Raw genomic sequence first — 23,738 nt, 5'->3', positions numbered from 1 at the left:
ATTCCTTACATTTCAGCGGAAGGCGGGGAACACTTCGGTGGCGAACAGCCGCAGGGAGGCGCGGACCTGCTCGGTCGGCATGCCCAGCCAGCCGGGGCGGAAGATGAGGTGGTCGAAGCCCATGTCGCGCAGGGCCGAGATGCGCTCGACGAGGAACTCCGGCGAGCCGAGCAGCAGCGTGTTGCGCACCAGCTCGTCGAAGCGGTCCCGCTGCCAGCGCAGCGCCGGGTACTCGGCGTAGGTCGAGTACTCGCGGCGGGCGTGCGGCAGCGCCTCCTCGACGGCACGCTCGGTGGTCGGCGCGCAGTAGAGCTCGACGCCGACGGGCCGGCTCACCGTCGCCGGGTCGCGGCCGTACTCGGCGAGCGCGGCGTTGTAGACGGCGAGGTGCTCGGGCAGGAACCGCTTGCTCGGCGAGTTGCCCGGCGCGTACCAGGCGTCGCCGAGCCGGGCGGCGCGGCGCACCGCCTTCTTGCCGCCCGCGCCGACCCAGATCGGCGGGCCGCCCGCGGTCAGCGGCCGCACCCCGATGGTGGCGTCCTTGAGCGGGTAGAACTCGCCGTCGCTGGTGACCGGCTCGCCGCTCCACAGCGCCCGGATGAGCCGCAGGCTCTCGTCGAGGCGGCGGAAGCGGGTGTCCGGGTCGATGCCGAACGCGGCGAACTCGTTCTCCCGGTAGCCGGCGCCGACGCCGAGCACGACCCGGCCGCCGGAGAGGTGGTCGAGGGTGGCGAACTCCTCGGCGACGTGCACCGGGTGGAACATCGGCAGCAGCAGGATGCCGGTGCCGATGAGCATGTCGCCGGAGCGCGGGATGAGGCTCGCCGTCATCGAGATCGGCTGCGGGGTGGCCAGGTTCGACTGGAAGTGGTTGATCGTCCAGACCGAGTCGTAGCCCAGCTCGGCGGCCAGCTCGACGGTGCCGAACAGGTCGCTGAGGTGCCTGCCGAGGTCGTCGCCGTGGGGGTACTGGTGCGACGCCATGATGCCGAACTTCACCGGTCACCTCCAGGGGAGCCTGCGGGCGAGACGCGGCTGAGCTTGCCGGTCGCGCTGCGCTCCAGCGCCGGCACGAACTCGATGCGCCGCGGGGTCTTGAAGTGGGCGAGCCGGTCGCGGGCGAAGGCCACGAGCGCCTCGGCGAGGTCGGTGTCGGCGACGGTGCCGCCGGGCTCGCGCACGACGAGGGCGACCGGGATCTCGCCGAGCCGGTCGTCGGGCCGGCCGAGGACGCGCACGTCGTGCACGAGCGGGTGCTCGCGCAGGGCGTCCTCGATCTCCTCGGGCCAGACCTGGAACCCGCCGCACTTGATCATGTCGCGCTTGCGGCCGACGAGGAACAGCACGCCGTCCTCGTCCACGTAGCCGATGTCGCCGGTGTGCACCCAGCCGTCGCGGACCAGCTCGCGGGAGGCCTCGGCGTCGTCGACGTAGCCGCGGGTGAGCTCCGAGCGGACGACCACCTCACCCTCGGCGCCGGTCGGCTGGGCGGTGCCGGCATCGTCGCGGATCTCGAGCTCCACGCCCGGGTACACCCGGCCGGCCGAGCCCGGCTTCCACAGCCCGGCCTTCATGTCCCGGCCGTTCCAGCCGGCGATGTGCCCGGCCTCGGTCGAGCCGTAGTTGACCAGGATCGGCACCCGGTAGCGCTCCTCGAACGCGCGGCGCACCGGCCACGAGATCGCCTGCCCGGCCACGAGCACCGACTTGACCCCCTCGAACGGCAGGTCCCGCTCGGCGTGCACGATGTCGAACACCATGGTGGGCAGGAAGAAGAAGTTGTCGAAGCGGAACCGCTGCATGAGCTCGGCCAGCCGGTCGATCCCGAAGCGCTCCCAGACCACGGCGGGCCGCCCCACGTAGAACGCGAACAGCAGCGAGTGCTGCCCGCCGCTGTGGAAGAGCGGGAGGGCGATGAGGTTCGCCTTGGCGTCCACGGCGGCGGTGGATTCCCCGTCGGTACCGGTGGAAACGCGCGCCAGCCGGGCGAGGGACCCGCGGGTGCCGCCGTGGGTGACGCTGACCGCCTTGGGCCGGCCGGTCGTGCCGCCGGTGAACAGGATGCACGCTTCGGCCTCGGGGTCGACGTCCACGGCCTCGACCAGCCGCTCGTGCCGCCAGTCGAGCGCGGCGACGCCGGGCAGGGCGGGCCCGAACGCGCGGACCGGCACGGCGGACAGCGTCGCGAGCTCGGCGACGACGCCGGGGCGGCGGTCGTCGACGAGCAGCAGCTGCGGATCGGTCTTGACGACCGACTCGGCCAGCTCCGAGGCGTTGTAGAGGCTGCTGACCGTCACCGGGACGGCGCCGAGCTTCCAGGCGCCGAAGAGGAAGAAGACGATGTCGGGCCCGTTGGTCAGGTAGCAGGCGACCCGGTCACCGGGGCCGATCCCCTCGGCGCGCAGCGCCTCGGCGACCCCGCCGGCGAGCCGGTCGACCTCGGCGAACGTCCACGACCGGCCGTCCTCGCCGTGCAGGCCGACGACGTCGGCGCGGTCGCCGCGGCGGCCCTCCAGGATGCGGGCGAGGTTCGTCACGGCGTCACCACCCGGGGGATGACCTCCTCGCCGAAGCGGGCGAGCTGCTCCATGGCCTCCTCCTGGCTCGCGCCGACGAACTGGTGGCGCAGCGACACCTCGGTGATGCCGAGCTCGGCCTCCCAGCGGCGGAGCTTGGCGACGATCTCGTCGGCCGAGCCGACCAGGCAGTCCTCGGCGAGGTAGCGGTCGAGGTCGAGGGACTGCGCGTCGTCCCACGACTTGTAGCCGGCGTACTGCCGCTGCAGGTGCGGCCGGACCCCGGCGACGGCGGCGTCGTAGCTGTCGGCGATGAACGCCTCGCGGCTCATGGGGTACTCCCGCTGCGGGGCGAACCCGCGCTCCTGCAGCTCCGCGCGGTAGATGCCGAGGAGGTGGGCCAGCTCCTGGTCGTTGCCCTTCGGGCCGATAAGCCAGGGCGCGTCGAGGCGGGCGGCCCGGCGGACCGCGGGCTCCGCGAACGCGCCGATCCAGATCGGCGGCCCGCCCGGCTGGACGGGGCGCAGGGCCAGGGAGGCGCCCGGCACCTCGCCCCAGCTGCCGGCGGCGTCGACGGTCTCGCCGTTCCACAGCGCGCGCAGCAGCGGCACGTACTCGCGCAGGCGGCGCAGCCGGTCGTCCCACGCCACGCCGAACGCGGCGGTCTCCCGCTTGCGGTAGCCGGCGCCGAGGCCGACCGTGAGCCGGCCGCGGGACAGCACGTCGAGGGAGGCCAGCTCCTCGGCCAGGGCGACCGGGTTGAGCAGGGGTGCGAGCAGGACGGCGAAGCCGATGCGGACCCGGCTGGTGGCGTGCGCGAGGTAGCCGGCGAGCGGGATCGGCTGCACGAACGCGGACCGGGCCAGGTAGTGGTGGCCGAGGTAGACGGCGTGGAACCCGGCCGCCTCGGCCGCGGCCGCCTGGGTCACCACGTCGTCGATGCCGTCGGCGGCGTTCGCCGACGGGTCGAACTGGGCACTCAGGAAGCAGCTGATCTTCACCCGGCGACCGCCTGCGCTGCGGACCGGGCCTGCTCCTGCGCCCGGAAGTGCGGGATCACCTTGTCGGCGAACTCCTCCATCGACTTGAGCGCCGCCTTGCGGTCGAGCGTCGGGATGCGCAGCCAGCCGATGTAGTGGTTGATGCCGAGCTGCTCGCGCAGCATCTCGATGGTCTCGATGACCCGCTGCGCGTTGCCGAAGTTGCCGCCGTGGGTGAGCGTCTGCTCCAGCGTGAGCAGCTCGATGTTCTTGGCCACCGCCGCGTAGTACTTGCGCTCCTTCTCGATGGCCTCCTCCGAGCCGGGGATGACCTTGCCCACCGACTTGTAGTAGTTCATCGCCGCCTGGGCCGCGTCGCGCAGGCCGTCCTCGCCGTCGCCGACCCAGACCTGCTGCATGAAGGGCACGTCGTAGCCGGCGATGTCGAAGCCGTTCTCGGCCATGCTCTCGCGGTACAGGTCGAAGTTCTTCTGCATGATCCCCAGGGGTGTGAAGTTCGGCGAGGTGATGATCGACTCGCCGACCGCGCCGCGCTCGCGGAAGCTGTCCGGCGAGACCGTGCCCTGCAGGATCGGCGGCCCGCCGGGCGTGAACGGCCGCGGGTAGGTGGTGACGTTGTCGTACTTGAAGAACCGGCCCTCGTAGGAGAAGTTCTCCTGGGACAGCGCGAGCCGCAGGATCTCCAGTGTCTCCTGGTAGCGCTCCTTGGACTCCTCGAGGGGGATACCGAAGCCGGCGAACTCCGAGGGCTGGTAGCCGCGGCCGACGCCGATCGAGACCCGGCCGCCGCTGAGCACGTCGAGCGCGGCGATGTCCTCGGCCAGGCGCAGCGGGTCGTGCAGCGGCAGGACGAGCACGGCGGTGCCGATGGTGATCCGGCTGGTGCGCTCGGCCACGGCCATGCCGAAGTGGACCGGGCTGCCGAGGATGCCGTACTTCGAGAAGTGGTGCTCGGCCAGCCAGACCGAGTCGAACCCGAGCTCGTCGGCCATCTCGATCTCGTCGAGGGTGTCGCGGAGCACCTGGTGGTCCGATGTGCCCTCGCTCACCGGGAACAGGTTCATGATGCCGAACTTCACGGTCTCTCCTGGAGTATTCCGACCAGCCGGTATGTTACTGGTCTCACGAACGGCCTGCAAGGGTGCCGCAGGCCAGGGCCTCTTTCAAGCGCCGCGGCGCGCGGCGATACGCAGCTCCCCCGTGCGGCGGCGGTGCCACGAGCCGGCGCCGAGCACCGCGTCGAGGACGAGGGCGCGGCGCAGGTACAGGTGGGGATCCGCCTCCATCGTGATGCCCATGCCGCCGTGGACCTGGATGCAGCGCTCGGCGGCGAAGACGGCGGCCCGGCCGGCGGCCGCCTTGGCCGCGTGGACCTGGATCCCGGCGTCGGGGCGGGCGTTGTCGACCGCCCACGCCGCGTAGAGGGTGAGGTCCCAGGCGGCCTTGCGCACGGTGGCGGCCTCGGCGAGCTGGAACGCGACGCCCTGGAACGAGCCGATGACCCGCCCGAACTGCCTGCGCGTGCGGGCCTGCCCGGCGGCCAGCTCGATCGCACCCTGCGCGACCCCGCACAGCTCGGCGGCGACCACGAGCGTGGCCCGGTCCACGGCGGCCGCCACCCCGGGCACGCTGCCGATGGCGGTGGCGGCCACCGTGAGGTCCGAGAGCGGCAGCGACGGGTCGAGCGACTGCCGCGGGGTCACCGTGACGCCGGCCGGGCCGACGATCCGGACCCGCCGGGAGTCGTCACCGTCGCCACCGCCCAGCACGGCGAAGCCGTCAGCCGGCGCGGCGTAGCGGACCAGCGTCCAGGAGGACGGGCCGGCGTCGACGGCCGGGGTGAGCACGCGGGTGCCCTCCAGCACGTCCGCCGGCAGCTCGGTGCCGGCGCCGCAGAGCAGCTGCACGGCCGCCGCGTGGGCCGGGTAGCGGCTCGGCACCAGGTGCTCGCCGAGCGCCTCGACGGCAACGAGCAGGTCGATGAGGCCGGAGCCGATGCCGCCGGCCGCGGTGGGCACCCCGAGCAGCCCGAAGTCCCGCAGCAGCGGGCCGTCGCAGGCCGGGGCGGTCCACGGCGCCGACAGGGCGGCGCGGGCGGTGACCGCCTCGCCCTCGGCGATGGCGTGGACGGTCTTGCCGATCTCCAGCTGTTCCTGGGTGAACGTCGCTCGCATGCGCCTCTCCGCCTAGCGCGAGCGGGGCAGGCCGAGCACCCGCTCCGCGAGGATGGACTTCTGGACTTCCTCGGTGCCGCCCTCGATGGTGTGGGCGCGCGCCCGCAGGTACCGGCGCATCCGGGGTGCCGCGCCGTCGCCGTCGAGGAGCACTCCCCCGGCCTCGTCGAGCTGCACCGCGAGCCGGTTGGCGTTCTGCACCACGCCGGCCCACAGGCTCTTCAGGGCCGAGGTCTCCGGGCCGGGCACGCCGCCGGCCTGGCTCTCACCGAGCATGCGCATCGAGCCGATGCGCACCGCCTCGGCGTCGCACTGCAGCGCGCCGACCGTGTCGACGAACGCACTGTCGCCGGCCAGCCCGCGGGCGAGGCCGACGTCGATCACCCGGTCGACCGCCTGGCGGGCCCACACCCACAGGTTGAGCGCCATGCTGCCGCGCTCGAACGCGAGGGTGGTCAGGGCGACCTTCCAGCCGTTGCCGACGCCGCCGAGCACGTCCTCGTCGGGCACGAACACGTCGTCGAGGAACATCTCGTTGAACTCGGTGTCGCCGTTGATCATCACCAGCGAGCGGACGGTGAAGCGGTCCATCGGCGCCAGGAGGTAGGTGATGCCCTGGTGTTTCGGCGCGTCCGGGTCGGTGCGGGCCAGCAGCAGGCACTTCGAGGCGTTGTGCGCGTTGGAGGTCCAGATCTTCGAGCCGTTGACCAGCCAGCCGCCGTCGACCTTCGTCGCGGCGGTGCGCAGGCTGGCCAGGTCGGAGCCGGAGCCGGGCTCGCTGAAGCCCTGGCACCAGTACGTCTCGCCGCGCAGGATGCCCGGCAGGTGCCGGGCCTGCTGCCCGGCGGTGCCGTGGGCGATGATCGTCGGCCCGGCGAGCATCATGCCGACGCCGTTGAGCGGGTAGGGAGCGCCGCGCACGGCGGCCTCCTCGTTGAAGATGGCCTGCGCCATCGCGTCGAGGCCGCGGCCGCCGTGCTCGACCGGCCAGGACAGCCCGGCCCAGTTGCCGGCGCAGAGCCGGTCCTGCCAGACCCGCGACCACTGCTCGCGCTCGTCCTGGGTCAGCTCCTCCTGGTCGGGCACGTCGTGCAGCGCCTCGTCGAGCCAGGCGCCGACCTCCCGCCGGAAGGCGAGGTCGGCCTCGCTGTCATCGAAGTCCATGGGCACCTTCCAGGAGCTTGGCCTTGTAGAGCTTGCCGTTGGGGTCGCGGGGCAGGGCGTCGTGCACGACGTACTGCGCCGGGCGCTTCGGCTTGGCGAGCACGGTCCCGACGTACTCCCGGAGCGCCTCGACGACCGAGTCCGCGGGCGGCGCGCCGTCGCGCAGCACGATGTGGGCCCGCGGGACCTCGCCGAACTCGGGGTCGGGCGCGCCGACCACGCCGGCGTCGGCGACCCACTCGTGGGCGATGAGCGCGGCCTCGATCTCGGCCGGGTAGACGTTGACGCCGCCGACGAGGATGAGCTCGGCGGCCCGGCCGGTGATGTACAGGAAGCCGTCCGCGTCGACGTGGCCGACGTCCCAGACGGTCATCAGGCCGCCGTGGCGGGCGCCGTCGGTCTTGCCCGGGTCGTTGTGGTACTCGACCTTGTCGTCGCCCTGGCGCATGTACACGATGCCGGTCTGCCCGGCGGGGACCTCGTTGCCCTGCTCGTCGAGGATCTTCAGGGTCGAGATGGAGGCGGGCCGCCCGACGGTGCCGGGGTGCGCGAGCCACTCGTGCGGCCGGGCGATGGTCGTGCCGACCTCGGTCGAGCCGTAGTACTCGTAGACGACCGGGCCGAACCAGTCGAGGATGCGCTGCTTGACCTCGGCCGGGCAGGGCGCCGCGCCGTGCAGCACGTAGCGCAGCGACGAGACGTCGTGGGCCGCGCGCACCTCGGGCGGCAGCTGCAGCAGGCGGTAGAAGTGGGTGGGCACCATGCTGGTGCCGGTGACCCGCTGGTCGGCGACGCGCCGCAGGAAGCCCTCCGGGGTCCAGCCGTCCATCAGCACGAGCGTGCCGCCGGCGTGCAGCGCGCCCATGGCCGGGGTGATGTTGGCGGAGTGGTACATCGGGGCCGACACGAGCCAGGAGCCGAACGCGTCGCGCTCCATGCCGAACTCGTTGAACAGCCAGACGTAGGTGAGCGCGCCGGCGTCGGCGTCGATGCCGCTGAGCGGCCGCTTGACGCCCTTCGAGCGGCCGGTGGTGCCCGAGGTGTACATCATGAGCGAGCCCGCCGGCGTGTCCTGCGGGCTGGTGACGGGCATGCCGGCGGTCAGCTCCGGCAGCGACTCGCCGTCGACGTAGACCCGCACCCCGGCCGGCGCGGCGGCGGCCACGACGTCCGAGACCCGCGGCGAGGCGACGACCACCTTGGCCCCGCTGTCGGCCAGGATGTAGGCGATCTCGGGCTCGGTGAGGTGGTAGTTCAGCGTCACCAGGTACAGCCCCGACTGCATCGCGGCGAGGTACAGCGCGACCATGCCGGCGCTGTTCGTCATCACCGCCGCGACGGTGTCGCCGGCCTCGAGCCCGGCCCGGGTGCGCAGGCCGTGCGAGATCCGGTTCACCTCGGCGTACAGCTCGCCGTACGAGATGCGCCGGTCGTCGGCGGTCACGATCGCACACAGGTCCGGTTCGGCGGCCGCCCACAGCCGAAAACCGGTGCGGTCCTCGCTCATCGGGCTCCTTGAGTTAAATTCCGACCATCCGGTATGTTGTTGCCAACAGTAAGGGAGCCTGCCGACGATGTCCATACCCGCGACCCCCGCAACCCCGGCCGGAGCAGCCCATGCCGCCAGCTGGAACGCCCGGGAGGTGCCCGGGCCGGCCCCCGTCGTCGACGGCGTCTGGGCCGTCCCGGTCCCCCTCAACGGTCACCCCCTGCGCTCGGTGACGGTCTTCCTCATCGAGACCGGCGGCGGCCTGGTGCTCGTCGACGCCGGCTACCGCCACCGCAGCTGCTGGGAGTCGTTCCAGGCGTCCCTCGCGACGATCGGGCACCGCGTCGAGTCGATCGGGGCCGTGCTGCTCACCCACAACCACCCCGACCACGTCGGCTTCGCCGCCCGGGTCCGCGAGATCTCGGGCGCGCAGGTCGTCATGGGCCGCGCCGACGACTTTGCGACGATGCACGCCACCCGCGGCGACTTCCTCACCCAGCTGCGCGCCTCGCTGGAGTTGACCGGCGCGCCCGCGGCGGTGGTCGAGGAGATGTACGCCGACGCCCTGACCGTCGCCGTGCACGACGAGAACCTGGCCCTCGACGTCGCCCTCACCGCCGCCACCGACCTCGCGTTCGGCGGCGTCACGATCCACGCCGTGCCCACCCCCGGCCACACCTACGGCCACTTCGTCTACTACGACACCCGCGGCCTGGTCTTCACCGGCGACACGATGATGGCCGAGGGCCCGACCCAGCTGGCGATCGTCAGCCGGCCGGGCGACGACCCGGCCGGCGACCTGTTCGCCTCGCTGGCCCGCATCCGCGACCTGGGCGCGACGGTCGCCTGCCCGGCGCACCAGTACCCCTACGGCGACGTGGCCGCGCGGGCCGGGGCGCTCGCCGCCTACCACCGGGCCGAGGTCGAGACCGCGCACGCCCTGGCCGGCCCGGGCGACACCGCGTGGGACGTCGCCCGGCGGATGACCTGGCGTAAGCCGTGGGACGAGCTGGGCCGGGGCACGAAGCGGTTCAACCTCGTGCACACCCTGGCCCTGCTCGGGCACCGTCAGCCGTAGGTCCAGTCCGGCGTCATCGACCCGCGCAGATCGCGCAGGGTGCGCTTGAGGACCTTGCCGGAGGGGTTCGTCGGGAACTCCTCGACGATGTAGACCTCCTTCGGCACCTTGAACCGGCCGAGCCGCGCCCGGGCGTGCGCGATGAGCGAGTCGGCCGTCAGCCCCGGGCGGCCGATGACGAACGCGACCGGGACCTCCTGCCACTTCGGGTCCGGCGCCCCGACGACCGACGCCGCGAGGACCAGCGGGTGGTCGGCGAGCACGTTCTCGATCTCGGCGCTGGACATGTTCTCCCCGCCGCTGCGGATCATGTCCTTGAGCCGGTCCCGGATGTAGAGGTACCCGTCGGCGTCGAAGCAGCCGACGTCGCCGGTGTGGAACCAGCCGTCGCGGAACGCGCTGCCCGTCGCCGCCGGGTCGTCGAGGTACCCCGGACTCACCTTGGGCCCGCGGGCGACCACCTCGCCGTTCTCCCCCACCGGCACGTCGTCGCCGTCCGCGTCGACGACCCGCACCTGCACCCACGGCACCGGGATGCCGACCGAGCCCTGCTTGGACTCCATGTGCGCCTCGTCGAGGTAGGTCAGGCCGCTGCACGTCTCGGTCAGCCCGTAGCCCTCGATGAGCCGGGCGTTGGGGAACAGCTCCCGCGCGACGGCGAACAGCGCCGAGGTCACCTGCGAGTAGATGAGCCAGCGCACCGAGGACAGGTCGGCCGGCTCCTCGACCCGGCGGACCATGTCGAGCATCGTCGCGGCCATCACCATGCCGGTGATCCGCTCCGCCTCGATCGCGCGCCGCACGGCGAGCGGGTCGAACCGCCGCTGCAGCACCATACAGCCGCCGACGTGCCAGATGCCGTAGCCGGGCAGGTCGGTGCCGCCGACGTGGTACAGCGGGGCGAAGTTGAGGATCCGGTCGCCCGGGCGCAGCCCCAGCTCGACGATCTGGGCGTGCATGTTCATGTTCACGTTGCCGTGCGTGAGCATGACGCCCTTCGGCAGGCTCGTCGTGCCCGACGTGTAGACGATCCGCTGCAGCGCGTCGTCGCCGAGGTCGGCGTCCGCGACGCGTTCGCCGCGGTGGTCGTCGGCCAGGGCCCGCAGGTCGAGCCAGCCGTCGCCGATCGGTTCGAGCGCGAAGCGGCGCACCGCCGGCAGGCCCTCGATCGCGGCGGCGGCCAGCGGCGCGTACTCCGGCACGGTGGCGACCGCCTGCACGCCGGCGTGGCCGAGCAGGTGGGCCAGCTCCCCCGCGGTGAGGCGGTAGTTGAGCGGGACGAAGACGGCGCCGAGCTTCGACAGCGCGAGGGACAGGATGAGGAACTCGGGCACGTTGTTGGCCACGATCGCCACCCGGCCGCCGGGGCCGACGCCCTGCGCGGCCAGGCCGGCGGCGAGCGCGTTGACGTCGTCGTCGAGCTGCCGGTGGGTCCACCGGCGGCCCTCGAACACGAGCGCGTCGCGGTCGGCGAAGCGCAGCGCGTTGCCGCGCAGCATGGCGGCGATGTTGGCGGTGCTCATGCCCGCAGCCCCCGTTTCAGGACCTTGCCGGAGTCGTTGCGCGGCAGCGACTCGACGAACTGCACGTACTTCGGCACCTTGAACCTCGCCAGGTGGGCGAGGCAGTGCGCGCGGATGTCCTCGCCGGTCGCGCCCGCGCCGGGGCGCAGGATGACGAACGCCTTGGGCACCTCGTCCCACTGCGGGTCGGGCACACCGATGACGGCGACCTCGGCGACGTCGGGGTGCTGGGCGATGACCCGCTCGATCTCGGCGCCGGCGACGTTCTCCCCGCCGGACTTGATGAGGTCGACGCGGCGGTCGACGAACCAGAGGTACCCGTCCTCGTCGAGGCGGCCGACGTCGCCGGTGAGGAACCAGCCGTCGCGGCGGGTGCGCCGGTTGGCCTCGTCGTCGTTCCAGTAGCCGGGCGAGATCTTCGGCCCGCGCACGATGATCTCGCCCTCGACGCCGGGGGCGACCGGCCGGAAGTGGTCGTCGACGATGCGGAGGTGCACGCCCGGGAACGGCGCGCCGAGCGCCCCGATCTTCGACTCCTCGTGGGCGGCGTCCATGTAGCACACGCCGTTGCACAGCTCGGTCATCCCGAACGTGTCGATGAGCCGCACGTGCGGCAGCCGCTGCTTCACCGTGCGCCGCACGCTGGGCGCGACGCCGGCGAACAGCAGGTAGCGCAGCGCCGACAGGTCCAGCGACGGCAGGTCGAGCATCCCGAACAGGATCTGGGCGGCCAGCACCATGCCCGTGATCCGCTCCTCGGCGGCGATCCGGGCGATGTCCTCGGCCTTGAACGTCGGCGTGAGGACCATCGTCGCGCCGGCCGTGAAGATCGCCAGGCCGGGCGCCTCCAGGCCGCTGACGTGGAACAGCGGGGCCGAGACCAGGATCCGGTCGTGCTGGGTCAGCTCCAGCTCGAGGACCTGGGCGAGGTGGTTGGCGGTGAGGTTGCCGCAGGTGTGGATGACGCCCTTCGGGTGGGCCGTGGTGCCGGAGGTGTACAGCAGCCGGTGCACGTCGTCGGGCGCCTTCTCGGCGTCGGGCACCCGCACCCCGGCCGGCTGCGCGGCGAGCAGGTCGCCGAGCCGCTCGGCGGTGCCGACGCGCCGCTCGCCGTTGGCGACCAGGGTCCGCACGCCGGTCTTCGCCGCGAGGTGCTCGGCGTCGTCGACGAAGTCGTCGTCGTAGAGCAGGGCGGTGATGCCGGCCTGGTCGAAGACGTACGCCTGCTCGGTGGCGTGCAGCCGCCAGTTGAGCGGCACCGAGACGGCGCCGATGCGGGCCAGGGCGAGCAGCTCCAGCACGTAGGTGGCGGTGTTGCGGCCGAGCACGCCGACCAGGTCGCCGGCGGTGACCCCGGCGGCGAGCAGCGCGGCGGCGTGCCGGTCGACGTCGGCGTCGAGCTCGGCGTAGGTCCACCGGTGCGACCCGTCGACGAGGGCCTCGCGGCCGGCCCGGCGCAGCGCCTGCAGCCGCAGCGTCTCGGCGAAGTTGCTGGTGGCCATCAGCCGGTCGCCAGCGACGCGCGGTAGGCCAGGATCTCCTCGCGGGTCGGCAGCGACACGAACTCCAGCAGGTTGCCGTCGAGGTCGCGGGCCGCGAACGCGGTGATGTAGCCGTAGTTCTCCAGCAGCGTGCGGTGCGGCTCGGACAGGCACTCGGCACCCAGCGCCACCATCCGCGCGTGCAGCTGCGCCATCTCGTCGAGCGGCACCTCGAAGCTGAGCAGGAAGGTGCCCAGCTCCAGGTGCCCGGCGGTGGCGGTGCGCCGCTTCTCGCCGCTCCACTCGATGAGCTCCAGCTGCCCGATCCTGCTGGGGCCCTGCAGGTACTGCACCCGCCCGGTGGTGCCGGCGGGCAGCCGCAGCGCCACCTCGATCCCGGGGCCGCCGACGTCGGTCCGCAGCGTCTTGCGGTACCCGAGGGCCTGCTCGTAGAAGTCCGCGGCCCGGTCGACGTCGGAGACGGTCATGGCCACGTGGTGCACTTCGCTGACCGGCATGGGGGTGTGACTCGCTTTCTATTCGGTTCCGCTGTCGCTGGAGAGCACCCGCTGGAGCAGCGTCACCTCGTCGGCGCCGCTGTCCGGGACGATGAACCCGTCGAGGGAGCAGATGTCGTCGAGGGACGCGAGGATGTCGTCGGGCGAGGCCGGCTCGGGGCCGGAGTACCAGCCCGGGGTGACGCCGAGGAAGATCCGCCCGACCCGGCCGCCGCCGACGGTGAGGATGTGCCGGTTCAGCGTGCACTGCTCGGAGGCGAGGAACGTGGCGACGGCGGCGACGTGCCGCGGGTCGAACCGGTCGGCGAGCTCGCCGAGCAGCCCCTCGGTCATCCGGGTCGCGGCCGTCGGCGCGATCGTGTTGACGAGGATGCCGCGCCGGGCGCCCTCCAGCGCCAGGACGTTCATCAGCCCGACGAGCCCGGCCTTGGCCGCGCCGTAGTTCGACTGGCCGAAGTTGCCGAACAGCCCGGACGAGGAGCTGGTGAGCACGATGCGGCCGTAGCCCCGCTCGACCATGTGCGGCCAGGCGGGGCGCAGCACGTTGAACGCGCCGGCGAGGTGCACGTCGAGCACCGCGGTGACGTCGTCGTCGCCCATCTTCGCCAGGGTCCGGTCGCGCAGGATGCCGGCGTTGTGGATGACGGCGTCGACCCGGCCGAACGCGTCGACGGCGGTCCGGATGACGGCGGCGCCGCCCTCGGCCGTGGCGACCGAGTCGGTCGAGGCGGCGGCGGTCCCGCCGGCCTTCGCGATCTCCTCGACGACCTGCTCGGCGGCGCCCGATGCGCCGGAACCCTCGACCGTCCCGCCGAGGTCGTTGACGACGACCGACGCGCCACGCTCGGCGAGCGCCAGCGCGTGTGCCCGGCCGATGCCGTTGCCGGCGCCGGTCACCACGACGACGCGGCCGCTCAGGTCCACGCGCGCGCTCATCGCTCGCTGCCCAGGACGGCGACGAACGCGACGCACGAGCCCGGCTGCCCGCCGAGGTTCTGCGCGACGGCCAGCCGGGCGTCCGGCACCTGCCGGTCGCCGGCCTCACCGCGCAGCTGGGTGAAGCACTCGAACATCATGCGCAGCCCGGTCGCGCCGATCGGGTGGCCGAACGACTTGAGGCCGCCGTCGGTGTTCACCGGCAGCGCGCCGCCGAGGTCGTAGCGGCCGTCGAGGATGTCGCGCCAGGCCTTGCCGCGCTCGGAGAAGCCGAGGTCCTCCATGAGCACCACCTCCGTGGGGGTGAAGCAGTCGTGGACCTCCGCGAGGGAGATCTGGGATGCGGGGTCCGTGACGCCGGCCTGCTCGTAGGCCACCCGGGCCGCCTCGACCACCTCGGGGAACGTCGTGAAGTCGTAGCCGTCGGCGGCCAGCCCGGCGCCGGAGCCGGCGACGAAGCCCATGCCGCGCAGGAAGACCGGCTTGTCGGTGTACCGGTACGCGTCCTCGGCCCGCACCAGGATCGCCGCGGCGGCGCCGTCGGAGACGCCGGAGCAGTCCATGACGCCGAGCTGCCCGGCGATGCGCGGGCCCCGCTCGACGGCCTCGGCGGTGACGGCCTTCTGGAACTGGGCCCGGGCGTTGCGGGCGCCGTTCGCGTGGTTCTTCACCGCGACCCGGGTGAGCGCGTCCCGCATGCCGCGCGCGTCCACGCCGTACGCCTCCTGATAGGCGGGGGCGAGCAGCGAGAACCCGGCGGGTGCGGTCCAGTCGACGGCGGTGCCGTCGTCGGGCGGGTAGACGGCGGACAGGCCGGACTGCGACGAGTCCTTGAGCTTCTCGACGCCGGTCGCCATCACCATGTCGTAGGCGCCGGACGCGACGGCGAACGCGGCGTTGCGGAACGCCTCCGAGCCGGTGGCGCAGTAGTTCTCGACGCGGGTGACGGGCTTGCCGACCAGCCGCAGCGGCCGGGCCAGGGTCTGCCCGGACATGCCGGAGCCCTGGGTGCCGACCCAGAACGCGTCGACGTCGCCGAGGGTGACGTTCGGCAGGGCGCCGACGCACTCGGTGACGGCGTCGACGAGGAGGTCGTCGGCCGAGGAGCTCCAGTGGTCGCGGAACTGGGTGCAGCCCATCGCGACGATCGCGACGTCGTGGGCCATGCGCCTACTGCCCATCGGTGAAATCCTTTGCGGGACGCAGTTTCCAGAAGTAGTTGTGGATGCCGTCGGTGGTCCAGAGCCGCCGGAACGTCGGCGTCAGCGCCATGCCGACGGTGACGTCGCCGGACGGGGTGTCGGTGGCGTAGGCGGTGAGCCTTCCGCCGCCGTCGACGTCGGCGACGACGATCGCGACGTCGGGCTCCGGCATCGTCGTCAGGTGGTCACGGGTGACGGAGACGACCCGGGCCGTCCGGTCGCGCAGCGAGACCTTCCCGCCACCCTCGCCGGCGAGTTCACCGGCGATCCCGCAGGAGGCGCAGACCCGGCTCGGCGGGGTGGTGATCCGGCCGCAGGCGCCGCACCGGCTGCCCTCCAGACGGTACTTCCAGCCGGCGCGGCGGTGCATCGGCGGGGCGGCCGGGGCGGGCGCGGCCGGCCGGGCCGGTCCCTGCACGTCGAGCAGGCCGCGCCAGCGCAGGTACCGGCCGTAGCCGAGGGTCTGCCGGTCGGCGAGCCGCTCGCGCACGGCCGGGCCGCGGCGCGCGGACCGGACCCCGTCGGCGACCCGGAACACGAACGCGTCGGCGCCCTCGGTCGCGGACAGCAGCAGGATCGTCTGCCCCGGCTCGGCCCGGTCGAGGGCGTCGGCGAGCAGCAGGCCCGGGTGGGCGGCGCCGGTGAACCCGGTGGCCCGCTCGACCGCGGCGTCGTCGCCGGAGCCGCGCAGCCGCTTGCGCAGGGCCGCCGCGGCACGGGCGTTCGACGAGGAGACGACGACGTGGTCGACCGCGTCGAGGGCGGCCTCGGCCAGGGCCCGGCGGGCGGCGGCGAGGCCGGCGTCGGCGAGGATCTCGGCGGTGAACCGCTCGTCCCAGACCCGGTCGTGCCGCTCGCCGGGCAGCCGCCAGCGCTCCAGGATCTCGGCGGTGTGTGCGGCCCGGCCGAGCAGGACCGCCGCGGCGGTGCCGCCCACGAACGCCGCCGCGGCGTCGCCCTGGGCGAGCTCGTCGGGGGCGCCGGGGCGGGTGGTGCGCAGGTCGGCGAGGGCCGCCGCGGCGCCGGTCGCGGTGACGAGGTCCAGGGCGGTCGCGCCGGAGCGGTGCCCGCGCAGGTCGGCGGCGGCGACGCCGGGGTCGAGGCCGAGGGCCTCGTGCACGATCCCGGCCGACGTCTTCGCCTCGTACGGTGCGCTGGTCGTGGCGAGCAGCAGGGACCGCCCGGCGGGCAGGTGCCGCAGCGCCTCCACGGCCATGGTGACGGTGTCCTCGTCGAACGACGCGACGCTGCGGGCGGGCCCTGCGGGTCGCGCCGGTCCGCTGGCGTCCAGCCGGTTGTCGGTGAGCGCGTAGGCCGGGAGATAGGCGGCGTACGCACCGATGCCTGTGGTGGAAATGGTCAGCTCCACGACGGTATGGCGGCCAGCAGCCGCTTCGTGTACTCCTGCTCGGGGTGGTCCAGGACGTGCTCGATGCTGCCCTGTTCGACGACCCGCCCGCCGCTCATCACGGCGATGCGGTCGCACAGGTCGCTGGCGAGCATGAGGTCGTGCGTGACGAACAGCAGGCCGATGCCGAGCTCGTCGACGAGGGTGCGGAACAGGCCCACCACCTTCGTCTGGGTGGTGACGTCCAGGGCGGTGGTGCACTCGTCGGCGATCACCAGCGCGGGGCGGGTGACGACGGCGAGACCGATGGCGACCCGCTGGCGCAGGCCGCCGGAGAGCTGGTGGGGGTAGCTGTCGAGGACCCGCTTGGTGTCGGTGATGCGCATCTGCTCCAGCACCTCGACCGAGCGCCGCTCGACGTCGGCCTTGGTGATGCCCTTGACGTGCCGGCGCAGCACCTCGGCGAGGTGGGTGCGGACCTTCATGAGCGGGTTCAGCGAGCGCGAGGCGTCCTGGAAGACCATGCCGACGGCGGTGCCGCGGACCCGGTCGGTGCGGTCGACGCCGGGCGCGACGACGACGTCGCCGGCGAGCTCGATCGCGCCCGCCGTGACCCGGACGTTGCGCTCGAGGAGCCCGACGACCGACCGGGCGAGGGTGGTCTTGCCGCTGCCGGACTCGCCGACGACGCCGACGATCTCGCCGCGGCCGACCGCCAGGTCGACGCCGGCGAGGAGGGACAGGTCGTCGTGGGCGAGCCGGGCGGTGATGGACAGGCCCCTGACGTCGAGCAGGCCGGTCTTCATCGGCGCCTCTTCCGCGGGTCGTGGTGGGTGAGCAGGGCGTCGCCGAGGAGGTTCACCAGCAGTACCAGCAGGGTGATGGCGAGGCCCGGGAAGAACGCGATCCACCAGGCCTGGCTGAGCTCGTCCTGGCCCGAGGCGAGCAGCGAGCCCCAGCTGACCATCGGCGGGACGACGCCGAGGCCGAGGAAGCTCAGCGCGCTCTCGATGAGGATCGCGGTGCCGACCTGCAGGGTGCCCAGGGCCACGATGGTGCCGGCGAGGTTGGGCAGGACGTGCCGGAACACGATCCGCGGCTCGGACGCGCCGGCGGCCCGCAGGCCGAGCACGAACTGCCGCTCGCGGATCGCGAGCGTCGCCGAGCGGGTGACCCGGGCGCAGACGGCCCAGCCGGTGAGCGCCAGGACCAGGAACAGCACCGGCAGCGAGCTGCCCCGGTTCGAGATGATGGCCAGCGCGATGAGGATGAACGGCAGGGCCAGCTGGGCGTCGATGAGCACCGAGATGATCCGGTCGACCCAGCCGCGGAAGTAGCCGGCGAGCACGCCGAGCAGCGTGCCGGGGCCGATCGCGACGACCGCGCCGACGAGGCCGATCACGATCGTGATCCGGCCGGCCGAGACGAACTGGCGCAGCACGTCCTGGCCGAGCTTGTCGGTGCCGAGCGGGTGCGACCAGGAGCCGCCGGCCAGGAAGCCGGGCGCGCGACGGGTCGCGTCGAGGTTCTGCCCGGCCTCGGGGAGCAGGCCGGTCAGCGGCAGGACGAAGACCAGGATCGCGGCGGCCACGAGCGGCAGGGCGAGCCAGAAGACCGAGGTCCGCCGGCGGCGGCCGCGCCGCGGCGGGTTGACCGGCACGGTCCCGTCGCCGGTCGCCGTCTCGAGTTCGAGCTGGGTCACGAGGTCACCTCACCCTCGGGTCGACGATCGAGTGGATGACGTCGACGAGCAGGTTCAGCAGGACGAAGGTGAGCGCGCCGAAGACGACGATCGCCTGCACGAGCGGGAAGTCGCGGAACTGGATGGCCTGCAGCGCGAGCTGGCCGAGGCCGGGCCAGGAGTACACGTACTCGACCGCGACCGCGCCGGACAGCAGGATGCCGGTCTGCAGCACGACGATGGTCAGGATCGGCATCATCGCGTTCTTGAACGCGTGGCGCCAGACGACCCGCAGCGGCGCGATGCCGCGGGCGCGGGCGGAGTCGATGTAGGGCTCCGCGAGGGCCTCGCTCATCGACGCGCGGGTCAGCCGGGCGATCTGCGCCATGGGGTACACCGACATGGTCAGCGCGGGCAGGACGAGGTGCCGCGGGGTGCCGGACTGCCCGGCCGGCAGCCAGCCGAGCTTCACGGCGAAGAGCACCACGAGCATCATGCCGAACCAGAACACCGGCACCGACTGCCCGAGCAGGGCGAGGGTCGAGGCGGCCCGGTCCCACCAGGTGCCCTCGCGGCGCGCGGCGAGCACGCCGAGGGGGACGCCGATGAGGATGGCCAGGCCCATGCCGCCGGCGACGAGCTGGAGCGTGAACGGCAGCCGGTCCATGATCATGGTGGTGTTCGGCTGGTAGAACTGCAGCGACTGGCCGAGGTCGCCGGTGACGACGCCCTTGAGGTAGTCGAGGTACTGCACGATGAGCGGCCGGTCGAGGCCGAGCTCGTGGCGCAGCTGGACGCGCTGCTCCTCGGGGGCCATCGGGCCGAGGATGGTGGCGGTCGGGTCGCCGGAGAGGCGGCCGAGCAGGAACGCCATGCTCAGCGCGATGAGCAGCGAGGCGAGCAGGGCGGCGACCCGCGCGCCGACGCGCCGGACCGTGCCGGCCCTGAGCCGCGGCTTCGGGCGCGTCTCCGTGCTGGTGTTCATCGGCGGGACCTCCAGCGCGCGCCGGGCATGGCGGCCAGCAGCTCGCGCGTGTACTCGTTCTCGGGGGTGGCGAAGACCGTCTCGCACGGCCCGGACTCGACGACCCGGCCGCGGTACATGACGTGCACGACGTCGCAGACCGAGCGGACGACGGCCAGGTCGTGGCTGATCATGAGCAGGGCCGCCCCGGTGGTCGCCCGGATCTCCTTGAGCAGGGCGAGCACGTCGGCCTGGACGGAGACGTCGAGGCCGGAGGTCGGCTCGTCGGCGACGATGAGCCGCGGGCGCATGAGCAGCGCGCGGGCGATGCAGACCCGCTGCGCCTGGCCGCCGGAGAGCTGGTGCGGATAGCGGTCGAGCAGCTCCGGCGCCAGCCGGACCCGGCCGAGCAGGCCGGTGTCGTCGATCCAGTCGGTGCGCCGCGGCTGCAGCGTGCGCAGCTCGCGCAGGCCCGACCGGACGGACTGGCGCGGGTCGAGCGAGCCGTGCGGGTCCTGGAAGACCACCTGGACCTCGGGCCGCAGCCGGCGCAGCTCCTTGCGGCCGACCGAGGACAGCGAGTGCCCGAGCAGCCGGATGTCGCCCTCGCCCCGGGTGCCGAGGCCGGTGGCGGCCATGGCGAGGGTCGTCTTGCCGGAGCCGGACTCGCCGACGACGGCGACGCTCTGGCCGGCCTCGATGCGCAGCGACACGTGGTCGACGGCCCGGAAGACCTCGCCGGTGGACCGGTTGCGGTGGTCGACGACGAGGTCGTCGACCACCAGCACCGGGGTGTCGGTTTCGGGGGTGCGGAGGTGCCGGGCGGCGACGTCGCCGCCCGGCACTCCCGTCTCGACTGCCTCGGGCATCGTCAGCGGGTCGTCTTCGTGAAGTCGACGGTGTTCAGCGGGCCGAACGCCACACCCTTGACGCCGTTGGTCGCGTAGTTGAACACCTGCCGGTAGAGCGGCACGTAGCAGTGCTTGTCGACCACGCCCGTGGTGTTGAGCTGCTCGTACATCGGCGCGGCGGCCTGGGCGCTGTCCTGCTCCAGGGCCTTGCCGATCAGCTCGTCCGTCTGCGGGTCGGGGCAGTTGCCGGTGATCGACTTGGTCTTCATGAAGCCGCTGGCGAAGTAGTCCGGGGTGGCGACGTTCGGGACACCGGCGAAGATGGCGATGCCGGGGACCTGGCGGCCGACGACCCGCTTGACCAGCGTGCCGTAGTCGATCGGGACGTAGGTGACCTTGAAGCCGGCCTTCTCCAGGGCGCCGCCGACGGCCTGCGAGACCTCTTCGATGTTGGTGTACTGCGCGGCCGGGTAGGTGATCTGCACGGCCGGTGCGGAGGCGCCGACGAGTTCCTTGGCCTTGGCCGGGTCGGCCTTGACGCTCTGCGCCGGCTGCTGGCCCGGGAGGATGTTGAGCAGGCCGGAGTCGGCGACGGCCTGGCCGTCGAAGATGCCCTTGACGATGGCGTCCCGGTCGATGGCCAGGGCGGCCGCCTCGCGCAGCTTCGGGTCGTCGAACGGCGCCTTGGTCGAGTCGAGGAACGCGATGATCTTCATCGCGGTCTCGGTGCTGACCACGGTGATGCCGGCCTTCTTGGCCTCGTTGGACTGCGCGGGCGGCAGGTCGAACGAGACGTCGACGCTCTTGCTCTGGATCAGCGCGAGCCGCTGCGCGGCCTCGTTGGCCCAGGTGAAGGTGATGCCGTCGTTGGCGGCCGGGGTGCCCCAGTAGTTCGGGTTCTTCTTCACCGAGATGTCGCGGCCGGCGTGCGCGCCCGCCCAGACGTAGGGGCCGGTGCCGATCGGCTCGGCCGCGAAGCCCTCCGAGCCCTTCTCCTTGTAGTACTTCGGCGGCACCAGGTAGACCGTGGTGAGCAGGTCGGGGATGTTGTACTGCGGGGTCTTGGTCTTGACCACGACGGTGCCGGCGTCCGGGGCGTCGACGGCGGACACGTTCGTGAAGTAGGACTTCAGCTGCGACGCGGCGGCGTCGCGGGTGAGCAGCAGGGTGTTGGCGACCGCGGCCGCGTCGGCCTTCTCGCCGTTGCTGAAGCTGACACCGTCGCGCACCTTCAGCGTCCAGGTGGTCGGGTCGGTGCGGGTCCAGCTCGTGACCAGGCCGGTGTCGGTCATGGCCAGGGCCTTGTCGGTGTTGATCAGGGGTTCGAGCATCGTCGCCCAGACGATCTGGGCGGAGCGGGCGCCGACGATGGGGTCGAGGGTGGCGGGCTGAGCGGCGAGCAGCGCCCGGACGGTGAGCGGGCCGGCCGACTGGCTGCTGCCCGGCTCCGACCCGCCACAGGCGACGAGGCCCGCGCTCGCGATCGTCAGGGCGGCGGCCAGCGCCAACGGCCGCCGGGATCGCAAGAATCTGATGGTCATTATGGACGTCCTTCACAAGCGATGGACCTGTCATGTCACCGCGGTCAGCGGCCGTGACGCTGGCCACAAAGTACCGACCAGCCGGTATCAAGTCAACAGGTCCACGGCGTATCGCGGTTGTGACGATCGGATGACATCCATGGCCCGGCCAGCGACGTTGTCTTCATACCGACCGGTATGTATGATGCGCCGGTGACCATCACCCTGACCCGCGAACACGACGGCCGTGTCGCTCGGGTGCGCTACGACAACGCGGGGCGCGGCAACTGCTTCGACGACGCGGCGCTGCGCGAGCTGGTCGACACGCTGGAGGCCGCCGCCGCCGACGAGGCCTGCGCGGTCGTCCGCCTCGACATGGCCGGCCGGCACTTCTGCGGCGGCTGGGACACCTCCTCGTTCGCCGCCCTCGCGGCCACCACCGCCGCCGCCGTCGCCGGCGGCCTGCGCGCCGGCGATGCCGCCCTGCGGCGCGTGCGCACCCTGCCCGTGCCCGTCGTCGCCGCGGTCCGCGGCAAGGTCATCGGGTTCGGCGCCGGGCTGCTCGCCGCGGTGCACCTCCCGGTGGCCGCCGACGACGCCGTGCTCACGCTGCCGGAGGCCCGCTACGGCTTCGCGCCGGCCGGCGTCGGGCACACGATCGCCCAGGCGCTCCCCCGCGCCCACGCCTACGACCTGCTCACCGGCGCCGCCACGGCGACCGCGGCGCAGCTGCTCGCCTGGGGCCTGGTGGCCCGGGTCGTGCCCGCCGCGGACCTCGACGGCGCGGTCGACGCCCTCGTCGGCACGCTGGCCGCGGTGCCGGGACCGACGCTGCGGGCGGTGGTGGAGGTCGTCGAGTCAAGCCTCGCCACCGGCTCCCCGGATCGGGCCTACGAGGTCTCCGCCCGCACGATCGTCGCCGGAGCGCCGCGATGAGCGGGCGGTTCCGGGCCGGCGAGGCCGTGTGGGTGGAGCTGTGCACGCCCGACCCGGCCAAGGCCGAGGACTTCTACCGCGCGCTGCTCGGCTGGAGCGTCCGCCACGAGCAACTGGGCAGCACGACGTACCGCATGTGCAGCGTCGGCGGCCGCGACGTCGCCGGCATCTCCGACGCCGCCGGCCTGCACGGCGGCCGGCCCCGCGGCTGGATCACCTACTTCGCCGTCGACGACATCGACCGCTCGGCCCGGCTGGCGGTCACGCTCGGCGGCGAGCTCGTCACGCCGCCGCGATACCTGCCGGCCGCCGGCACGGGCGCCGCAGTCATCGACCCGTTCGGCGCCGCCTTCGGCCTCTACCAGGGCGAGTCGCGGGCCGGCGTCGAGGTGCTCAACGCGGTCGGCGCGCTGTGCTGGAACGAGCTGGACACCGGCGAGCCGGCCGCCTCGGTCGACTACTACCGGGCCCTGTTCGGCTACGCCACCCAGCAGCGCGACGACTCGCCGACGGCCCGCCCGTACACCGTGCTCATGCTCGGCGACGTGCCCGTCGCCGGCGTCCTCGAGCTCGACAACGAGTGGCCCAACCTCATCCCGTCGAAGTGGATCACGTACTTCACCGTCGCGGACCTCGACGAGGCCCTCGGCCGGGTGACCGCCCTCGGCGGCCTGCCCACGGTCGGACCCGTCGACAGCCCGCACGGGCGCCTGCACCTGGTGAAGGACCCCGGCGGGCACACGCTGTGCCTCATCCAGCTCGAGGGCGGGCTCCGCCACGACCCCTCCGACGACCCCTCCGACCGGGCGGTGCGCCGATGATGACCGAGCCCCTCTTCGACTCCGCCCAGTTCCGCCAGGTCTGCGGGCACTTCCCGACCGGCGTGACGGCGGTGACCGCGGTGACCGGCCCGTCCTCGGGCTCGGCCGTCGCCGCGCTGACCGTCAACTCGTTCACGTCGGTATCACTGGAGCCGGCGAAGGTGCTGTTCTGCGTCGCGAACTCCTCGTCGAGCTTCCGGGTGCTCATGGAGTCGGCCCGCATCGCGATCCACATTCTCAGTCAGGACCAGGAGGACGTGGCCCGGCGGTTCGCGACCTCGGGCCTGACCGGCGCCGAGAAGCTCAGCGGGGTGTCCTGGGTGCCCGGCCCCGACGGGGTGCCGCTGCTGCCCGGCACGCCCGCGGTCCTCGCCGGCCGGCGCAACGAGGTGATCACCAGCGGCGACCACGTGATCGTGCTGCTGGACGTCGATCACGTACACCTGAAGCCGACAAAGGTCCCGGCCCTGTCCTTCTACCGCGGCCGCTTCGCAGCCCCCACCCCGGTCCCCGAGTAACCCCCCCGCCCCCTCCT

Annotated in this window: 22 protein-coding genes; 4 read left to right on the top strand and 18 right to left on the bottom strand. The window is 73.0% G+C overall.

Annotated elements, in window-relative coordinates; genetic code table 11:
* Positions 1-12 precede the first annotated feature (12 nt).
* The 7 genes from IEZ31_RS24780 to IEZ31_RS24750 all read right to left on the bottom strand — a co-directional run bounded on the left by IEZ31_RS24780 (position 13) and on the right by IEZ31_RS24750 (position 8,362).
* Positions 13-999 (bottom strand): LLM class flavin-dependent oxidoreductase, encoded by a 987-nt coding sequence (locus IEZ31_RS24780; protein WP_190252358.1) that lies wholly within the window; start codon positions 997-999, stop codon positions 13-15.
* A complete protein-coding gene (locus tag IEZ31_RS24775; RefSeq protein WP_190252357.1) occupies positions 996-2,537 on the bottom strand; it encodes a class I adenylate-forming enzyme family protein in 1,542 nt (513 codons plus the stop codon). Before IEZ31_RS24775 ends, IEZ31_RS24780 begins: the two co-directional genes overlap by 4 nt.
* A complete protein-coding gene (locus tag IEZ31_RS24770) occupies positions 2,534-3,517 on the bottom strand; it encodes an LLM class flavin-dependent oxidoreductase (RefSeq protein ID WP_190252356.1) in 984 nt (327 codons plus the stop codon). Before IEZ31_RS24770 ends, IEZ31_RS24775 begins: the two co-directional genes overlap by 4 nt.
* Positions 3,514-4,596, bottom strand: a complete 1,083-nt coding sequence (locus IEZ31_RS24765) for an LLM class flavin-dependent oxidoreductase (RefSeq protein WP_190252355.1) — start codon at positions 4,594-4,596, stop codon at positions 3,514-3,516. Before IEZ31_RS24765 ends, IEZ31_RS24770 begins: the two co-directional genes overlap by 4 nt.
* Positions 4,597-4,680: 84 nt before the next feature.
* Positions 4,681-5,691, bottom strand: coding sequence for an acyl-CoA dehydrogenase family protein (locus IEZ31_RS24760; protein WP_190252354.1), 1,011 nt, complete (start codon positions 5,689-5,691; stop codon positions 4,681-4,683).
* 12 nt (positions 5,692-5,703) lie between these two features.
* Positions 5,704-6,855, bottom strand: a complete 1,152-nt coding sequence (locus IEZ31_RS24755; protein WP_190252353.1) for an acyl-CoA dehydrogenase family protein — start codon at positions 6,853-6,855, stop codon at positions 5,704-5,706.
* Positions 6,842-8,362, bottom strand: a complete 1,521-nt coding sequence (locus IEZ31_RS24750) for an AMP-binding protein (protein ID WP_190252352.1) — start codon at positions 8,360-8,362, stop codon at positions 6,842-6,844. Before IEZ31_RS24750 ends, IEZ31_RS24755 begins: the two co-directional genes overlap by 14 nt.
* 67 nt (positions 8,363-8,429) lie before the next feature.
* Here IEZ31_RS24750 and IEZ31_RS24745 point away from each other — a divergent pair, with 67 nt between their 5' ends.
* Positions 8,430-9,422: an MBL fold metallo-hydrolase gene (locus tag IEZ31_RS24745; RefSeq protein WP_190252351.1), complete on the top strand. Its 993-nt coding sequence runs from the start codon at positions 8,430-8,432 to the stop codon at positions 9,420-9,422.
* Here IEZ31_RS24745 and IEZ31_RS24740 read toward each other — a convergent pair.
* From IEZ31_RS24740 to IEZ31_RS24690, 11 genes are read right to left on the bottom strand one after another with little or no spacing between them, the layout of a single operon-like run.
* The gene (locus IEZ31_RS24740) at positions 9,413-10,945 is read right to left on the bottom strand and encodes a class I adenylate-forming enzyme family protein (RefSeq protein WP_229835810.1); all 1,533 of its coding nucleotides are present in this window, start codon (positions 10,943-10,945) and stop codon (positions 9,413-9,415) included. The genes IEZ31_RS24745 and IEZ31_RS24740 overlap by 10 nt on opposite strands.
* A complete protein-coding gene (locus IEZ31_RS24735) occupies positions 10,942-12,447 on the bottom strand; it encodes a class I adenylate-forming enzyme family protein (RefSeq protein WP_190252350.1) in 1,506 nt (501 codons plus the stop codon). The genes IEZ31_RS24740 and IEZ31_RS24735 overlap by 4 nt, the downstream gene beginning before the upstream one ends.
* Positions 12,447-12,944 (bottom strand): VOC family protein, encoded by a 498-nt coding sequence (locus IEZ31_RS24730; protein ID WP_190252349.1) that lies wholly within the window; start codon positions 12,942-12,944, stop codon positions 12,447-12,449. The genes IEZ31_RS24735 and IEZ31_RS24730 overlap by 1 nt, the downstream gene beginning before the upstream one ends.
* Before the next feature lie 18 nt (positions 12,945-12,962).
* The gene (locus IEZ31_RS24725; protein WP_190252348.1) at positions 12,963-13,880 is read right to left on the bottom strand and encodes an SDR family NAD(P)-dependent oxidoreductase; all 918 of its coding nucleotides are present in this window, start codon (positions 13,878-13,880) and stop codon (positions 12,963-12,965) included.
* Positions 13,877-15,061 (bottom strand): acetyl-CoA acetyltransferase, encoded by a 1,185-nt coding sequence (locus tag IEZ31_RS24720; RefSeq protein WP_190252347.1) that lies wholly within the window; start codon positions 15,059-15,061, stop codon positions 13,877-13,879. Before IEZ31_RS24720 ends, IEZ31_RS24725 begins: the two co-directional genes overlap by 4 nt.
* The gene (locus tag IEZ31_RS24715) at positions 15,051-16,451 is read right to left on the bottom strand and encodes a zinc ribbon domain-containing protein (protein ID WP_190252346.1); all 1,401 of its coding nucleotides are present in this window, start codon (positions 16,449-16,451) and stop codon (positions 15,051-15,053) included. Before IEZ31_RS24715 ends, IEZ31_RS24720 begins: the two co-directional genes overlap by 11 nt.
* Positions 16,442-17,236 (bottom strand): ABC transporter ATP-binding protein, encoded by a 795-nt coding sequence (locus tag IEZ31_RS24710; RefSeq protein ID WP_190252345.1) that lies wholly within the window; start codon positions 17,234-17,236, stop codon positions 16,442-16,444. The genes IEZ31_RS24715 and IEZ31_RS24710 overlap by 10 nt, the downstream gene beginning before the upstream one ends.
* Positions 17,233-18,132, bottom strand: coding sequence for an ABC transporter permease (locus tag IEZ31_RS24705; RefSeq protein ID WP_190252344.1), 900 nt, complete (start codon positions 18,130-18,132; stop codon positions 17,233-17,235). Before IEZ31_RS24705 ends, IEZ31_RS24710 begins: the two co-directional genes overlap by 4 nt.
* A gap of 4 nt (positions 18,133-18,136) precedes the next feature.
* Positions 18,137-19,096 (bottom strand): ABC transporter permease, encoded by a 960-nt coding sequence (locus IEZ31_RS24700; RefSeq protein ID WP_190252343.1) that lies wholly within the window; start codon positions 19,094-19,096, stop codon positions 18,137-18,139.
* Positions 19,093-19,944, bottom strand: a complete 852-nt coding sequence (locus IEZ31_RS24695; protein WP_190252342.1) for an ABC transporter ATP-binding protein — start codon at positions 19,942-19,944, stop codon at positions 19,093-19,095. Before IEZ31_RS24695 ends, IEZ31_RS24700 begins: the two co-directional genes overlap by 4 nt.
* A 2-nt stretch (positions 19,945-19,946) precedes the next feature.
* Entirely contained in the window at positions 19,947-21,467 is a 1,521-nt protein-coding gene (locus IEZ31_RS24690) for an ABC transporter substrate-binding protein (RefSeq protein ID WP_190252341.1), read from the bottom strand.
* Positions 21,468-21,659: 192 nt separating this feature from the next.
* Between IEZ31_RS24690 and IEZ31_RS24685 the strand changes: the two genes are divergently transcribed.
* From IEZ31_RS24685 to IEZ31_RS24675, 3 genes are read left to right on the top strand one after another with little or no spacing between them, the layout of a single operon-like run.
* On the top strand, positions 21,660-22,382 hold the full coding sequence (locus tag IEZ31_RS24685) for an enoyl-CoA hydratase/isomerase family protein (protein WP_190252340.1): 723 nt from the start codon (positions 21,660-21,662) through the stop codon (positions 22,380-22,382).
* Complete coding sequence (locus IEZ31_RS24680) at positions 22,379-23,203, top strand: VOC family protein (protein WP_190252339.1); 825 nt, start codon at positions 22,379-22,381, stop codon at positions 23,201-23,203. Before IEZ31_RS24685 ends, IEZ31_RS24680 begins: the two co-directional genes overlap by 4 nt.
* Positions 23,200-23,721, top strand: a complete 522-nt coding sequence (locus tag IEZ31_RS24675; RefSeq protein ID WP_190252338.1) for a flavin reductase family protein — start codon at positions 23,200-23,202, stop codon at positions 23,719-23,721. The genes IEZ31_RS24680 and IEZ31_RS24675 overlap by 4 nt, the downstream gene beginning before the upstream one ends.
* Positions 23,722-23,738: the final 17 nt, after the last annotated feature.

It is taken from the genome of Dactylosporangium sucinum (assembly GCF_014647515.1).
Classification (GTDB): Bacteria; Actinomycetota; Actinomycetes; order Mycobacteriales; family Micromonosporaceae; genus Dactylosporangium; species Dactylosporangium sucinum.
This window is presented reverse-complemented; position numbering and strand designations above follow the sequence as displayed.